Consider the following 14558-nt stretch of genomic DNA (forward strand, 5'->3'; position numbering starts at 1 on the left):
TCGGTTCGTCGGCCCGTGTCTGACACCGAACCAGCCCAGGAGGACCAAGAGATGAACCCCACAGTCGATCGCAAGACCGCGGTGGTCGTTGGCCACGGCATGGTCGGGCACCGGTTCGTCGAGGCGCTGCGCTCGCGCGATACCGAAGGCCACTGGCAGGTAGTCGTCCTCAGCGAAGAGCGGTTGCCCGCCTATGACCGGGTCGGCCTCTCTTCCTATATCGGCAACTGGGACCCGGGTGCGCTGGCATTGCCCGGTAACGAGTACGCCGGTGACGATCTGGTCGAACTGCGGCTCGGTCAGCGCGCCGAGTCGATCGATCGCCGGGCGCGTAAGGTGACCACCTCGGCGGGCGACACCTTCGGCTATGACGCGCTCGTGCTGGCCACCGGCTCCTACCCGTTCGTACCGCCGGTTCCCGGCCATGACCAGCCCGGATGCTTCGTCTACCGGACCATCGATGACCTGGACGGCATCCGCGCGGCCGCCGCGGCTGCCGGTCCAGGTGCGGCAGGGGTGGTGATCGGCGGCGGACTGCTCGGCCTGGAGGCCGCGAACGCGCTGCGGTTGCTCGGGCTCACTCCCCATGTAGTCGAGTACAACGACCGGCTGATGCCCGCCCAGGTCGACGCGGGCGGCGGTGCGATCCTGGAGCGTCTGGTCACCGACCTCGGCCTGCAGGTGCACACAGGGGTCGGCACATCTTCGATCGAGGCGTCGGACGCGGGGCTGACGGTCGTGCTGTCCGACGAGTCGGTGATCGAGGCCGGACTGGTGGTGTTCTCCGCCGGTGTCCGCCCCCACGATCAGATCGCCAGGGACGCGGGGCTGGAGATCGGCCCCCGTGGCGGCATCGTCACCGATCTCGGCTTACAGACCTCCGACCCCAATGTCTGGGCCATCGGTGAATGCGCTGCGGTGGAGGGGGTGTGCTACGGGCTGGTCGCGCCGGGGTACAGCACTGCCGAGATCGTGGTGGACCGGTTGCTCGGCGGCACGGGCGAATTCCCCGGTGCGGACATGTCCACCAAACTCAAGCTGCTCGGTGTCGACGTGGCCAGTTTCGGTGACGCGCACGGGGTCACCGAGGGCGCACTGTCGGTGGTGCTGCACGACGCGGCCAAGGGCACCTATGCCAAACTCGTCGTTTCCGACGATGCGAAGATCCTGCTCGGCGGCATCCTGGTCGGCGATGCCAGCGCTTATTCGGCTTTGCGTCCCTTGGTCGGCAGCCCGCTGCCCGCTGAACCGGCTGCGCTGATCTCGCCGGCGGGCGCGGAACTCGGCGCCGATGCCCTGCCGGACGACGCGCAGATCTGCTCGTGCAACAACGTGTCGAAAGGCACTATCTGCGGGGCGATCGCCGACGGCGCCTGTGATATCCCGGCGATCAAGAAGTGCACCACCGCCGGAACATCGTGTGGTGGTTGCGTACCCATGATCAAAAAGCTGCTAGAGCAGTCCGGCGTGCAGATGTCCAAGGCGCTGTGTGAGCACTTCGAACAGTCGCGTGCCGAGCTGTTCCAGATTGTGCAGGTCACCGGTATCCGCACCTTCTCGGGCCTGATCGCCGAGCACGGCAAGGGCACGGGCTGCGATATCTGCAAGCCGACCGTCGCCTCCATCCTCGCCTCCACCTCGAGCGAGCACATCCTCGACGGTGAGCAGGCCGCGCTGCAGGACACCAACGACCACTTCCTGGCCAATATGCAGAAGAACGGCACCTACTCGGTGGTGCCACGGATGCCAGGCGGCGAGGTCACCGCGGAGCAGCTGATCACTATCGGCGAGGTGGCCAAGGAATTCGGCCTGTATGTGAAGGTCACCGGCGGCCAGCGCATCGACCTGTTCGGCGCGCGCGTCGAACAGCTGCCACTGATCTGGAAGCGATTGGTCGACGCGGGCATGGAATCCGGGCACGCGTACGGTAAGTCGCTGCGCACCGTGAAGAGTTGCGTCGGCTCCACCTGGTGCCGCTACGGGCAGCAGGACTCGGTCGGTATGGCCGTACTGCTGGAGAAGCGCTATCGCGGCCTGCGTTCGCCGCACAAGCTGAAGCTGGCCGTCTCCGGCTGTGCCCGCGAATGTGCCGAGGCGCGTGGCAAGGATGTCGGCGTGATCGCCACCGAGCACGGATGGAACCTCTACGTCGGCGGCAATGGCGGCCTCACCCCGAAGCACGCGGTATTACTGGCCGGTGACCTCGATGACGAGACACTGATCAAGTACATCGATCGCTACCTGATGTTCTACATCCGTACCGCTGATCGTTTGCAGCGCACCGCGCCGTGGCAGGAGGCGCTGGACGGCGGTATCGATTACCTGAAGCAAGTGATCTGCGAAGACAGTTTGGGCATCGCAGGGGATCTGGAGGCGGCAATGGCCGCGCATGTCGCCGGTTACCGCGATGAGTGGGCCGCGGTACTGGAAGACGAAGAGAAGTTGTCTCGCTTTGTGTCGTTCGTCAACGCCCCCGAGGCGGCCGATCCGACGATCTCGTTCGACGATACCGGGGATCGGAAGGTGCCTGTGCTGCTCGGGCTGCCGGACATGCCGCTCGCCACGCCTGGGAAATAACCGCGTAACCGCATAGAAACAGAACGTCTGTACCAATAGGTAAGGCGTTTGGAGGACGACACCGATGACTGTGATCGACACCCCTGGCATCGCCCGAGCGACCACCGCCGAGTGGACGCAAGCGTGCCGTCTCGACTATCTGATTCCCGGCCGCGGCGTCGCGGTATTACTGAAAGGCGGCAGGCAGGCTGCGCTGTTCCGTGTGGGGGACGGCGCGCTGTACGCCGTCGGCAATGTCGATCCGATCGGCAGGGCCGCGGTCATGTCGCGCGGCATCGTCGGCGATCGCGGTGGGGTACCCGTCGTGGCCTCACCATTGTTGAAGCAAGCTTTCTCCCTGGTCGACGGGCACTGCCTGGACGACGAATCGGCGATGCTGCCGGTGTACGCGGTGCGCGTGGACGACGGCATCGTTTCGGTTTCCAATGAGCCGGTGGTATCCGAGCTCGAATCCTCGGACGGATGATCGGCATGGCGACAGGTGACGCGGGAGCCGGTCTTGCCGGCTTCACGATAGGTATCACGGCGGCGCGGCGGGCCGAAGAGTTCGCCACGCTGCTACAACGACGCGGCGCCACGATTGTGTCCGCACCGGCCATCCGGATCATCCCGCTGGCCGACGACAACGAACTGGCGCGGGTCACCCGGCAGCTGATCACTGATCCGCCGCGGATCACCGTGGCCACAACGGGAATCGGCTTTCGCGGCTGGATGGAAGCCGCCGAGGGCTGGGGGATGGCCGATGACCTGCGCCGCACGCTCGGCACCACCAGGATGCTGGCGCGCGGCCCGAAAGCCAAGGGCGCCATCCGTGCCGCGGAATTGCGTGAGGAATGGTCGCCTGCTTCCGAATCGTCCGCCGAAGTGCTCGACCACCTGCTCACCGAGGGAGTGGAGGGCGTCAGGATCGCGGTGCAATTACACGGAGCCACCACCGAGTGGGAACCGGTACCCGATTTCTGCGAGGTCTTGCGCTGCGCGGGAGCGGATGTCGTGCCCGTGCCGGTGTATCGCTGGGTGCCGCCGGATGATCAGGGCCCGATGGATCACCTCATCGAGGCCATCGTCACCGCGAGCCTGGACTGCGTCACCTTCACCAGTGCTCCCGCCGTCGCATCGATGTTGATGCGCGCCAAGGAAACCGGACTGCTCGACGGGTTGCTGTACGCCTTACGTGGCCGGGTGCTGCCCGCCTGTGTCGGGCCGATCACGGCGGCGCCGCTGGAAGAACTCGGCGTGCCGACCTCGATGCCGGGCCGGGCCCGGCTCGGTGCGCTGGCCCGGCACGTTGCCGAAGAACTGCCGAGGCGGGCCAACCGGATCCAGGCCGCCGGACACCACATCAGCGTGCGCGGAGCCTGCGTGGTGGTGGACGGTCAGGTGCGTCAGCTTGCGCCCGCGCCGATGGCTCTGATGCGTGCGCTGGCCCGGCAGCCGGGCCGAGTGGTCTCCAGGGAGGACCTGCTCGCCGTATTGCCCGGCGGCGGGGACGATACGCACGCGGTGGAAACCGCCATCGCCAGGCTCCGATCCGGACTCGGCACGCCGAAAGCCATTCAAACCGTGGTCAAACGCGGTTACCGGCTCGCATTGGATCCGGCGGAGTGCATCGATAACAATCCCAGGCCCCTCGCCACCGATGGCGCGCAGGCGCCGGGCACGGGAATTCCGGCTCGGGCACCCCGATACATCCAGACGGCGGGCAGCTGGTGACGGTCCCCGCCCTGGTGCTGGTGGCGCACGGAACCCGAAGCACCAAGGGTGTGCAGATGATCGCGGCACTCGCCGAGGCAGTGACCGAGGAACTCGGCGCCGGGGTTTCGGCACCAGGCACCGAGGCCGAGGAAACGCCGTGGGTGCGCACAGCGTTCGTCGATGTGCTCGGCCCCTCGCCCGCCGAAGTGTTGCGCGATCTGGTGTCACCGACCGGGGAGGCCGTTCCGGCGGTGGTGGTTCCGGCGTTCCTGGCCTCGGGCTATCACGTCTACCAGGACGTACCACGCGAGGTGGCCGACAGTGATCATCCTGCGGTGGTAGTCACCCCGGCCATGGGCCCTGATCCCGCGCTGGCGCGGATCATGGCCATGCGCTTGCGCACCGCGGGCTGGACTCCGGGAGACGCGGTGGTCTTCGCCGCCGCGGGCTCCTCGGATGCCAGGGCCCGCCGGGATGTCCGCCGTGCCGCCGCATTACTGGCCGAACGGCTCGACGCTCCGGTCCGAGTCGGCTATGTCGCGACCGGTACGCCACGCATCCCCGAGGTGGTCGCCGAGCTGCGCGCGGCTGGTGCGGGCCGGGTCTTCGTGGCCTCGTACCTGCTGGCGCACGGCCTGTTCCAGCAGCGTCTGCACGAGGCGGGTGCGGATGGTGTCGCCGAACCCATCGGCGTGCATCCGGCCGTGGTCCGGTTGATCGCCGAGCGTTACCGGACCGCAGCCCGCGAGCTGGTCGAGGCACGGGTGCGCTGACCCTCTCTGCCGCTGTTTCATGGGGTCGAGACCATCATGTCCGATGCCACGTTCTTGAAGGCATGAGTCGACGACTATAGCCACGGACTGGATCGGATATCGGCGCTGCTGGAGAATCGGTGATCGGCATGAACAGACCCCCAGTACTCCCCGGGTTCACGCGGTCGTCGCAACACTCTCGATCTGAGAGGTCGCGGCGACTGGGTCGTTTTCAGAGGATTTGGCCGAGTTCGGATCGAAGCGGTGAATCGACGTCTACTCATCGGGACGAGCCCCGTCCCACCGCAGTGAAGTCGATCCCGAGGTCTGCATAGATTATTTGCGCCGCGTTTCGGCCTGGCGCCATTGTCACTCCCGGACCGGGATGACTGCCGGATCCGCATAGATAGGCATGTGTGACCGGTGAGCGATAAAACCCCATTTCCGGTATCGGGCGCATGGCGCCGACCTGGTATGGGACGAAAGCTCCGTGGGAGTTCGTCCCCTGAAGGGCGCTCGGCAGCATTCTTTCGATATCCTGCGGGCTGTGAACGACTCGTTTGATGATGTTGTCTCGGAGATCCGGGATGTACTTATCGGTCAACAGGTCGATCATCCGATCCGCGAGGAGCTCTTTCGCACGGTCCCAGTGTGTTTCCTCGATCGTGCCGCCGGCATCCCCTTTGATCTCGTACGGAACAGGCTGGACCACAAGTTTCATCAATCCGGCACCGGGCGGCACACGGCTCGGATCCGCAGCAGCGTCGTTGCAGATCAGAGCAAATGGCTCTTCGGATAAGAGGCCGCTTCGCGCTTCGTAGAATATGCGGGAGAGATGATCTGAGAGCCCCGGGCTCGGATGTACATAGACGGACTGTTCAGCGGTCGGCCCGGCCCTATACTTCGCCGGCCTGCGCAGAGCGATATATACAACCATGACGGATTCGCCCAGTTCGTAACGGCGGATCTTCGTGTCGATGGCGGTTCCGAGCCGTTGCTGCCCGAGAAGGTCGAGCACCAGATTCCGGGGGTGCGCGCTGGAGGCGATCAACCCGGCTCCGATCTCTTCGCCGTCCTGAAGCTCGACACCGCAGGCTTTTCCGTTCTCGACGACGATCTGCTTGACCTCCGCATTCGTCCGAATCTCACCGTTGTGTGCTTCGAGAAATCCGGACAGTGCCAGCGAAAGATTTCGCATTCCGCCTTCGACAATATTGTTCCCATAGTGCTGAATCAGCATCGAGAGCAGCCAGGAGATACTCGCACCCCCGACGTCGTCAGGAGAGGAACCGACGTGCACCCCCCACGTCCCCAGCAGGGACTTGGCCTCCTCCGATTCGAACGTTTCATTGCACCAGGATCTGAGATTCTGCATCTGAAACCGATACTCGTCCAGGCCTCCGGGGAGAGTCCGCAAGGATGCCGCTTCTTCGGTGAACGATGGCGGTGGGTTGTTGAAAGAATCGCCAATCAATTCCTTCTGTTCCAAGAATTTCTCGTAGAGGACGCGCCACATGTCCGCGTCTCTTTGTGAATAACGCGCTATGCTCCGACAAGTATCATCGAGGTTGCGATGCACAGAAACTGAGCGACCGTCGGGGAAGACATGAGATAGACCGGGGTCGGGATGGATCAGTTCGAACCCATATTTTTCCAGCTGAAGTTCTTCGGGAGCGGGAGAAAAGTTTGCTAATTGAATGCAGCTCGCGTGCGTATCCGACCTGAACCCGGGTATGGTTATTTCTTCTGTATTGGTCATTCCGCCGATGGAATGATATTTCTCCACAACGAGAACTTTCAGGCCGGCTTTCGCCAGGTAGCATGCGCATGTCAGTCCATTATGGCCGCTGCCGATTATGATGGCATCATATCTGGTGGGGATCATGGTATCTCCCTCCGAACCGATACGAGACGGTCTTTCTTCGAAGTCTACGGGAATCGTCCCGTCGTAGCTGGAGATCGTCGATCGGGGCGGGCCGTTCGAGAACTCGACCGAGGTCGAATTCGCACCCATCGAGTGGTGTGGCTGTTACAGCGATGCGCGCCTTTTCTGGGGTAGCTGAAGTGCTGTGTGGTGTTGTAGCGGTCCGCCGGCACGGATCGGTTTGTAACAGATCTCCGGGATTGTGGTACTCGTAGCCGGTGGTCATATGACTGCCTCTTGTAAGAGAAGATATTTGGATGCAGTCACACTGAAACATCTTGCACTGCAAGGTGACCCGATCCGAGCTCGCCTGACCTGTCAGGGGCTCTGAGCGGGCTCATCAGAACAGATCTTGACACGATTCACTGGTACATGATCAACTCTTCGGTTGCCCGACGCCACTGTTCGACGCCTTTCAGCTCTTGTCGAATTGCGGTGTGTGGGCACCGGTCTGGTTCATGCGGCCTCGGTCCGGGCGTACTGCCCGTGGCACCGATTCTGAACGTCCAGTCGTCCACGCAGGAACTACTCGTCCATATCGTCGAAAAGTACCGGGGAACAAGGAAAGATGAAGATCAGAAAACTCACCGCAACCGCCATGCTGTCCATCGCCGCCGTCGGCATCACCTCGGGGGTCGCCGCAGGTGATCCGCCGGCAGTGCCCGATGCCGCCGTCAGTGCATGGCCAGTTCTCGCGCAGGGGGTTGAGCGCGGCGTCGGATACACCATCGACCGCGACGATACGACGCTCACCGCGACCCTCGCCGATGGCACCTTCGGTCTTACTGCCGACGCGATCACCGTGACCGCCGCCGATGGCACTCAGGTGGCCAGTCTGCCGCTGCGGACGCCGGTGGAGGAACAGCTGTTGGAATTGGCGCCGCGCCTGGACGCCGATGGCACCCGCCTGATCGCCGAGGTCAGCGCGCGGCAGATGAGCGCGGAGGAGATCGGCTACTGGCATAAAACCTCACCGCGCCAGCGCAGTATCGAGGCCGGTATGAGCATCGGCGCCGCGCTCGGCGGAATAGCGGGAGTCTTCCTCGGTATGGTGATCGGTATCGCCACCTCCGGGCTGCTGATCCCGATCACCTTGCCGGTGGGTCTGATCGGTGGAGTGCTGGGCGGGATAGCGCTCGGCGGCGCCGCCGGCGCCGCTATTCCCAACTCCGATATCCCGGACCAATGGGAGTACGAGCTCGAATGCCGTGGCAGCGGCGATTACCGCTTCTGCTGGTAGGCGTGTCGATACGGGTGGTGCCGCAAGGCACCACCCGTATCGATCTTGTCGCCTTGGCAGGCTTCTGGGCAGCGGCATCGATAGTAGGCCGGGTTGTCTGCCAAGCGATCTTCCACGCCACCCTCGGCAAGGCGTTGTTCGGTTTGTGTGTGATCAGTCCGGAGTGCGGTGGCTATCCCTCGTTCGGTCATCTGCTGAAGATGTGGTTCTTCCATTGGTGCCTATCGGCTGTGCTGCTGGCCTGGCTGTTGTGGCCGGACCCGGCGGGGGAGGGCGAGGACAAGTCCAGGGACAAGAACAAGCTCGATGCGTACCGGCTCCCGGTGGTTCGACGTCGGGATGCGCGGCGCGAGTTCGCCGAAATATAGCATCGCATAGCATGAATTGCTATCATGGGGTTATGGCGAAGACGATTACTCAGGCTGAGTTGCGCAACGGGAGCGCTGGGGTGATGGACGCGCTCGAAGCGGGCGAGGACTTCGTCATCACCCGTAACGGGCGGCCTGTCGGCGAGCTGCGGCCCATCACTCCGCGACATAACATGACGGTGGCTGAACTCAAGGCGCGACTCGCCCGTTTCGCCGATATAGGTCGTGGCGCCGAGGAACGCGCCGAGATCGATGTGGCGTTCGGCGAGGAACGCCTCGATGACTGAACCGGTTTCGAGCGAACGGTTTCCGGTCGGATTGCTGGATACCTGTGTCCTCATCGACATCGGTGCCATCGCTGATGCGAAGTTGCCGATCCAGGCGCGGATCAGCTCCGTCACCCTGGCCGAACTCGGCCTCGGCATCGCTGTCGCCACCACCCCTGAAGCCCTGGCCCTGCGTACGGAACGGATGCTGGAGATCGAGCACGGTTTCGATCCGCTACCGTTCTCCGCCGCCGCGGCACGACGGTTCACGTCGATGGCGAAACTCGTTGTCGCTTCAGGTCGGAACCCGAAACCACGTAAAGTCGATCTGATGATCGCGGCCGTGGCCTCGGCACACGATCTCCCCTTGTTCACCCGTAACCCCGACGATTTCAAAGGCATAGAGAAGCTGCTGACCGTGATCTCCGTGTGAGACGTCTCGTGCTCGGGGCAGTCACCACGAGCGTCGCATTCGAATCCGGAGCCGACGAACGCGAGCTTCGGTGTGGTGGTTGCCCGGCTGCTGATGTTCCTTGACCATGTCGGTATCCGTTCGACGAGGTCGATTTCTTCGCGCAGGGCGACATACTTCTTCACTGTCGCGGCACTTGGACCGAGTTCATCGCCCAGCGTGGGGAGGGAAACCAGCTGCCGGAAGTGGTCGGGCGGCGCTCAAGTCGTGACGTCGGATGCGCCGACCGGGAGGGTGGTGATCACGGTGGGGGTTGCGGTGCCGGTAATCGGCGCCGACACCACGTTGTGGACAGAGGAGTCTGCGTTGGTGATGAACAAAGTGTCACCGGAGGCGGTGATACCCGTGGGGTTTGCCAGACCGGTCACCAAGGGGGTCGGCGTGCCACCGGTGACCGGTACCGTCGAGACCTGATCGGCTCCGGTCTCGCAGATGTAGAGGACGTCACCGACCCGGACGAGACCATTGGGACCGTTCAGACTGGAAGCCAACAGGGTTGGTGCGCCACCGGTTTGTGGCACCGAATACACATTGCTGCCGCTGGAGCTGTCGGTGAAGAACAGCAGGCCGCCGTAGGTGTAGGGCAGTGGGTTGCTGGTGCCGTCGAGAAGTGCCTGGACGGTGACGTCGACGGTGCCGGTGCCGGGTGGGGCGATGGCATCGATCCGGGTGTCGGAGACGATGGTGAACGTGGTTGCCGTCGTGCCGAATCGCACGGTCAACGGCCCGGCGCCGGCGAATCCGCTGCCGAAGATCTCTACCGTGTTGCCGCCTGCTGTGGGACCGAAAATGGGGTTGAGCGAGGTGAGTACCGGTGCGGCCAGGAGGGCAGCCGCGAACGACGCGACTCCTGGTTGGGTCGGCACTCCGTCGGTGATCCCGGATACGCTGGTGGGGCTAGTGGCGACAACGGTGGGGGTAGTGGTGCCGGTGATCGGCGCCGACACCACCTGGCTGGTGCCCGCGTTGGTGATGAACAGGGTGTTACCGGAGACAGTGAGAAACACAGGGAGCGACAGGCCGGTTACCAAGGGGGTCGGTGTGCCACCGATGGTCGGCACCGTCGACACCTGATCGGCCCCGATCTCGCAAATATAGAGGAGGCTACCGACCCGGACGACGCCTACAGGTTGATTCATGCCGGAAGCCAGCAGGGTTGGTGTGCCACCGGTTCGCGGCACCGAATACACATTGCCGGGATTAGTGCCTTCGGTGACATACAGCAGGCCGGAGCCGTTGTAGGTGTAGGGCAGTGCGTTGCTGGTGCCGTCGAGTAGTGCCTGGACGGTGACACCGACTGTGCCGGTGCCGGGTGGGGCGATGGCGTTGATCCGGGTGTCGGAGACGATGGTGAATGTGGTTGCCGTCGAACCGAATCGCACGGTCAATGGACCGACACCTGAGAATCCGCTGCCGATGATCTGCACCGTGTTGCCCCCGGCCTGGGGGCCGAAACTGGGGTTGAGCGAGGTGAGCGCAGGCGCCATCGGTCGGCCTCTCAACAGGAAAACTTTGTACTGCAAGGGATGTCGACATAGTCGCGATATCCCTCCATCCAGTAACTCACCAACAGTGGCAGTTCCGCAACGAATCCCTGATGGCAGTTCGGCAACGAATTCCCGGTCTCGACCACACTGTCTTCGACGCCGCCGGTGGCCTGTTCACTCTGTTCCGCGACTGGCTGCGTGAACAGTTCGTCGGGCTCGGGCACGAGACCGACGCCGATGCGCTGGCCATGCACGTACTCACCGTCAGTCAAGGCGTGGCCACCCTCGCCAACGCCATCCGCGATGAACAGTTCATTCGCCGCGAGGTCGAGCACCTGTTGACTGGCCGACACCTCCTCCGGCAACTCCCACCGCACCCCTGATGGTGGCCGAGCACACCACTGACGACAACAGAAGCGAGAAAAGCATGTTCGTGGTTCCGCTCAGGTTCTCCGACAACCGGAAAGACGCCCCACAGACCGACTGAAGTTCCTGCTCGACTGATCACGGCCATCCGCTATCTCTCGCGGGGCGCCTATCGCAACGCTGATATACGAAGCCCCGCCCGGACGCTACTGGCCTGGCGGGGTCTCGCGTGGTGCGCTCGATTCGGTCAGCGCCTGCGTTCCGGTGTGACCGGCGCGTCCCATGCGCTGGCGTAGCGGCGCTTATCGGGAGCGTTGTATTCCTTGCTGCGGTAGACCACATAGGGCCGAACGAGGTAGCCGATGGGCGCGCTGAACATGTGCACCAGCCGGGTGTAAGGCCACAGTCCGATCAGTGCGAGCACGACCAGCCCGTGTAGTTGGAAGGTCCATGGGGTGTCCACCATGAGTTCGGGTTCCGGGCTGAGGGTGAACAGGCTGCGGAACCAGGGGGAGACGGTTTCGCGGTAGTTGTAGGTGCCCCACAGCAGGTTGCTGCCCCAGGTGTTGAGCAATCCGGTGATCAGCGCCGCGGCCAGCAGCGTGTACATCAGTTTGTCATTGGCGGTGGTGGCGCGGCGGACGGCTGGAACGGTGACGCGCCGGTAGAGCAGGATGGCGACGCCCGCGAGTACGGCCAGACCGGCCACCGATCCGGCCGAGACGGCGATCAGATGGTAGGTGTGCTCGGAGATGCCGACCGCCGCGGTCCACGACGCCGGGATCAGCACGCCGAGTACATGACCGGCGATCACGCCGAGCATGCCGAAGTGGAACAGTGGGCTGCCGAGGCGTAGCAGGCGGCTTTCGTAGATCTGGGAGGAGCGGGTGGTCCAGCCGAATTGGTCGGTGCGGTAGCGCCACAGGTGCCCGAGTACGAACGAGGTGAACGCGATATAAGGCAGGATCAGCCACAGCGCGGTCGGCAGGTGCGGCGTTGCGTTCATCGTCGGCCTTCCGATCCGTCGAACAGGGAGGGGTCCAGCGCGAAGGGGTCCAGCCCGACTTCTTCTTCCGGCGGGCCCTGGGCGGCGAGTTCGGCGATGCGCCGCCGGTCCGCGGTGGTCGGCGGCGGCAGCGTCGCACCGATCGCGGCCAGCACCCCGGCATACGGGGAGCCGGTGTCGGACAGTGAGAGCCGTAGCAGCTCCAGCACGGGAACATGCTCGCCGAGCAGCCGTTCGCCACCGATCGGATCAACGGTGGCGGCGAATTCCAGCAGCACCGGCAGATGGTCGGGCAGCTCCTGTTCGCCGAGCTCGACGCCGGCGTGCCGATAGGCGTGCTTGAACCGCAACAGCGCCATACCGCGTTTGCGGGTGTCGCCGTAGGCGTAGAAGGTCAGATGCAGACTGGCGCGGCGACGCAGGTCGAAGGTTTCTACGTAGGTGGCGGCGAGCCGTAAGGGCGGGGTGTTGCGCAGATAGGCGAGGCATTCGCGCAGCGGTTCACGTACCCCCTCCGGCAAGCCTGCCGCGGCAGTGGCCACCTGGTCGGCCATAGCCAGCGTCTGCTCGCTCGGGTAGTCCAGCAGTAGTGCGGCGATCCGCCACACCAGCTGCCGCTCGCGTTGGGTGAGTTCGATCGCCGGTTCCTGGCGGCGGCGCAGCTTCAACAGGCTCATCGCTGCGCTCCGCTCGGCGTGGTGGCAGAGCCATCGGCGCTGACGCCGTTACTCGAGCCGTTGGTATGGCCGGCATCGCCCGCGTGCCCGTTGTGTTCACCGTTCGCAGGCGTAGTGGTCGGTACCAGGCCCTCGGTGCTCTTGCCGTCCCAGTTCAGCAAATTGATCCGGGACGATTTCTGCTGCGGCGTCGCGTCGTTGGTGTCGGTGAGGTGGAACTTCTCCACCATCTGGTCGAATGCCGTCATACCAGGCCCGCCGTCGGTGTCCAGGCTGCACCCGGTGGCGAGGGAATCCAGTTCGTGTGCGCGCGTTGTCGCGCCGGATGGGATCACGTAGCGGTGCTCGTACTTGGCGATGGCCAGCAGCCGGTACATCGCCTCGATCTCCTCCGGTGCCAGCCGCACCGAGGGCGCGATCGTTGGATCGGGCTCCTCGCCGAGGTTCACCGACCGCATGAACGCGCGCATCGCCGCGAGCCGCTGCAGCGCCGCGCGCACCGGACCCACATCCCCCGCGGTGAACAACTCGGCCAGATACTCCACCGGGATGCGCAGCGCGTCGATCGCGCCGAAGAGGTTCGACACGTTCTCGCCGTCGTGCCCGGTTTCGGTGAGCACATCCACCACCGGCGACAGCGGCGGCACGTACCAGACCATCGGCATGGTGCGGTACTCCGGATGCAGCGGCAGTGCGATCTGGTAGTCCACGATCAGCCGGTAGACCGGCGAATCCTGCGCCGCCTGAATCCATTCCGTGGATATCCCGGCCCGCTCGGCCTCGGCGATCACCCGCGGATCGTGCGGGTTGAGGAATGCGCCGAGCTGGGCCGGGTAGAGGTCGGTGTCCTCGGCGACCGACGCCGCCCCCAGCACGGCATCGGCGTCGTAGAGCATCACGCCGATATAGCGCAGCCGCCCGACGCAGGTTTCCGAGCACACCGTCGGTATGCCGACTTCCACCCGCGGGTAGCAGAAGGTGCATTTCTCCGCTTTGCCCGTTTTGTGGTTGAAGTAGATCTTCTTGTACGGGCAGCCCGAGACGCACTGTCGCCACCCGCGGCATTTGTCCTGGTCCACCAGCACGATGCCGTCTTCGGCGCGCTTGTAGATCGCTCCGGAGGGGCAAGAGGCCGCGCACGAGGGATTCAGACAGTGCTCGCAGATCCGCGGCAGGTAGAACATGAAGGTCTGGTCGAACTCCAGTTTCACCTGCTCGGAGAGCTTCGCCAGCAGCGGGTCCTTGCCGACCTGCTCTGGGCCGGAGCCCAAATCGTCATCCCAGTTCGCGCCCCAGGTCACCTGCGTATCCTGGCCGGTGATGAGCGATTTCGGTCGCGCGACCGGCGTGGTGTCGGTCGGCGGCGAGGACAGCAGATTGTCGTAGTCGTAGCTCCACGGCTCGTAGTAGTCCTCGACCGTGGGCAGGTCCGGATTGGCGAAGATGTTCATCAGCCGCTTGACCCGCGACCCGGACTTCAGGGTGAGCTTGCCGCGCTTGTTCAGCGTCCAGCCACCCTTCCACTTCTCCTGATCCTGGTATTGCCGCGGATAGCCTTGGCCAGGGCGGGTTTCCACATTGTTGAACCAGACGTACTCGGTGCCGCCCCGATTGGTCCACGCCTGTTTACAGGTGACGCTGCAGGTGTGGCAGCCGATGCATTTGTCAAGGTTCATCACCATGGCCAGCTGTGCCATAACTCGCATATCAGCACTCCACTTCGTGCGA

At 64.1% G+C, this 14558-nt stretch carries 14 protein-coding genes and 1 pseudogene; 9 read left to right on the forward strand and 6 right to left on the reverse strand.

Going from position 1 to position 14558, the window contains the following annotated elements; genetic code table 11:
• Window positions 1-51: 51 nt before the first annotated feature.
• The 4 genes from nirB to ACL02S_RS09375 all read left to right on the forward strand — a co-directional run bounded on the left by nirB (window position 52) and on the right by ACL02S_RS09375 (window position 5045).
• On the forward strand, window positions 52-2577 hold the full coding sequence (gene nirB, locus ACL02S_RS09360; protein WP_412801922.1) for a nitrite reductase large subunit NirB: 2526 nt from the start codon (window positions 52-54) through the stop codon (window positions 2575-2577).
• A 64-nt stretch (window positions 2578-2641) separates the two neighbouring features.
• Window positions 2642-3043: a nitrite reductase small subunit NirD gene (gene nirD / locus ACL02S_RS09365; RefSeq protein ID WP_412801923.1), complete on the forward strand. Its 402-nt coding sequence runs from the start codon at window positions 2642-2644 to the stop codon at window positions 3041-3043.
• Between the two features lie 5 nt (window positions 3044-3048).
• Window positions 3049-4290, forward strand: a complete 1242-nt coding sequence (locus ACL02S_RS09370; RefSeq protein WP_412801924.1) for a uroporphyrinogen-III synthase — start codon at window positions 3049-3051, stop codon at window positions 4288-4290.
• Window positions 4287-5045 (forward strand): sirohydrochlorin chelatase, encoded by a 759-nt coding sequence (locus tag ACL02S_RS09375; RefSeq protein ID WP_412801925.1) that lies wholly within the window; start codon window positions 4287-4289, stop codon window positions 5043-5045. The genes ACL02S_RS09370 and ACL02S_RS09375 overlap by 4 nt, the downstream gene beginning before the upstream one ends.
• A 259-nt stretch (window positions 5046-5304) precedes the next feature.
• Here ACL02S_RS09375 and ACL02S_RS09380 read toward each other — a convergent pair whose 3' ends face one another.
• A complete protein-coding gene (locus ACL02S_RS09380) occupies window positions 5305-6909 on the reverse strand; it encodes a phytoene desaturase family protein (protein ID WP_412801926.1) in 1605 nt (534 codons plus the stop codon).
• 607 nt (window positions 6910-7516) lie between these two features.
• On the opposite strand from ACL02S_RS09380, the gene ACL02S_RS09385 reads away from it, so the two are divergent.
• From ACL02S_RS09385 to ACL02S_RS09400, 4 genes are read left to right on the forward strand one after another with little or no spacing between them, the layout of a single operon-like run.
• Window positions 7517-8188 carry a DUF8020 domain-containing protein gene (locus ACL02S_RS09385; RefSeq protein ID WP_412801927.1) on the forward strand — a complete coding sequence of 224 codons (672 nt, stop codon included), beginning with the start codon at window positions 7517-7519 and terminating at the stop codon, window positions 8186-8188.
• 2 nt (window positions 8189-8190) lie between these two features.
• Complete coding sequence (locus ACL02S_RS09390) at window positions 8191-8556, forward strand: RDD family protein (protein WP_412801928.1); 366 nt, start codon at window positions 8191-8193, stop codon at window positions 8554-8556.
• A 32-nt stretch (window positions 8557-8588) separates the two neighbouring features.
• Window positions 8589-8843: a type II toxin-antitoxin system Phd/YefM family antitoxin gene (locus tag ACL02S_RS09395; protein ID WP_412801929.1), complete on the forward strand. Its 255-nt coding sequence runs from the start codon at window positions 8589-8591 to the stop codon at window positions 8841-8843.
• Window positions 8836-9255, forward strand: coding sequence for a type II toxin-antitoxin system VapC family toxin (locus ACL02S_RS09400; protein WP_412801930.1), 420 nt, complete (start codon window positions 8836-8838; stop codon window positions 9253-9255). Before ACL02S_RS09395 ends, ACL02S_RS09400 begins: the two co-directional genes overlap by 8 nt.
• Window positions 9256-9305: 50 nt before the next feature.
• Here the strand turns inward: ACL02S_RS09400 and ACL02S_RS09405 are convergent.
• A pseudogene (locus tag ACL02S_RS09405) lies at window positions 9306-9470 on the reverse strand (DUF8612 domain-containing protein); the annotation flags it as partial.
• Between the two features lie 24 nt (window positions 9471-9494).
• Window positions 9495-10796 (reverse strand): IPT/TIG domain-containing protein, encoded by a 1302-nt coding sequence (locus tag ACL02S_RS09410; protein WP_412801931.1) that lies wholly within the window; start codon window positions 10794-10796, stop codon window positions 9495-9497.
• Between the two features lie 95 nt (window positions 10797-10891).
• Here ACL02S_RS09410 and ACL02S_RS09415 point away from each other — a divergent pair, with 95 nt between their 5' ends.
• Window positions 10892-11164, forward strand: a complete 273-nt coding sequence (locus ACL02S_RS09415; protein ID WP_412801932.1) for a hypothetical protein — start codon at window positions 10892-10894, stop codon at window positions 11162-11164.
• A gap of 230 nt (window positions 11165-11394) precedes the next feature.
• Here the strand turns inward: ACL02S_RS09415 and narI are convergent, their stop codons facing one another.
• The 3 genes from narI to narH are packed head-to-tail and all read right to left on the reverse strand — an operon-like array spanning window position 11395 to window position 14536.
• A complete protein-coding gene (gene narI / locus ACL02S_RS09420) occupies window positions 11395-12153 on the reverse strand; it encodes a respiratory nitrate reductase subunit gamma (RefSeq protein WP_412801933.1) in 759 nt (252 codons plus the stop codon).
• Complete coding sequence (gene narJ, locus ACL02S_RS09425; RefSeq protein ID WP_412801934.1) at window positions 12150-12830, reverse strand: nitrate reductase molybdenum cofactor assembly chaperone; 681 nt, start codon at window positions 12828-12830, stop codon at window positions 12150-12152. Before narJ ends, narI begins: the two co-directional genes overlap by 4 nt.
• Window positions 12827-14536, reverse strand: a complete 1710-nt coding sequence (gene narH / locus ACL02S_RS09430) for a nitrate reductase subunit beta (RefSeq protein WP_412802094.1) — start codon at window positions 14534-14536, stop codon at window positions 12827-12829. The genes narJ and narH overlap by 4 nt, the downstream gene beginning before the upstream one ends.
• Window positions 14537-14558: the final 22 nt, after the last annotated feature.

Source organism: Nocardia spongicola (assembly GCF_047200775.1).
Classification (GTDB): Bacteria; Actinomycetota; Actinomycetes; order Mycobacteriales; family Mycobacteriaceae; genus Nocardia.